This window comes from Streptomyces sp. SID12501, assembly GCF_010550245.1.
In the GTDB taxonomy this organism is placed as follows: Bacteria; Actinomycetota; Actinomycetes; order Streptomycetales; family Streptomycetaceae; genus Streptomyces.
The window spans coordinates 1-614 of sequence record NZ_JAAGLU010000261.1 but is presented as its reverse complement, the minus strand read 5'-3'; the positions used below and the strand labels follow the sequence as shown (position 1 = coordinate 614).

At 74.3% G+C, this 614-nt stretch carries 1 protein-coding gene and 1 pseudogene; both read left to right on the top strand.

Annotated features, from left to right (window positions below; all coding sequences use genetic code 11):
- Positions 1-313 (top strand): substrate-binding domain-containing protein (locus G3I71_RS45615; RefSeq protein WP_164324828.1); only part of this gene is annotated, 313 nt, incomplete at its 5' end.
- Between the two features lie 114 nt (positions 314-427).
- Positions 428-614, top strand: a pseudogene (locus tag G3I71_RS45610) (hypothetical protein); the annotation flags it as partial.

The following is a 614-nucleotide window of genomic DNA, read 5'->3' as shown; positions in this document are numbered from 1 at the left end:
CGCGCTGGTGCGTGACGGGCTGCCGGACGCGGTGTTCGCGGTGAACGACCAGCTCGCGCTGGGTCTGCTCGCGGCGTTCGCCGAGGCGGGCGTCCGCGTGCCGGAGGACGTCGCGGTGGTGGGGTTCGACGACGAGCCGGGTGCGGAGTTCTACGCGCCGCCGCTGACGACGGTGCGGCAGGACTTCGCGGAGCTGGGCCGGCGGGCCGTCGCGGCGCTGGTCGAGGCGATGGGCGGGCGCGTGCCCGAGGTCGCGTCGATCGCACCCGAGCTCGTGGTCCGCGCGTCGTCCGGGTCCGGGCGGGACGTCTGACCCGGGTGCTGGCACCACCGCTATGTGAGCGTTAACATGACGTCGGCCGAACGCACGCCGGCCGACCCGACCACGACACCCGGGCGACGACGACCGGGGAGGGAGCAGCACGCGATGGGGCAGCAGCGAACGGACGCGCGCACCGCGATCGAGCAGGGCCGCACGGCTCTCGGCATCGAGCTCGGCTCGACGCGCATCAAGGCCGTCCTGGTCGGCGAGGACCACGTGCCGCTCGCGTCCGGCGGGCACGCGTGGGAGAACCAGTACGTCGACCGCACGTGGACGTACTCGCTCGACGCCG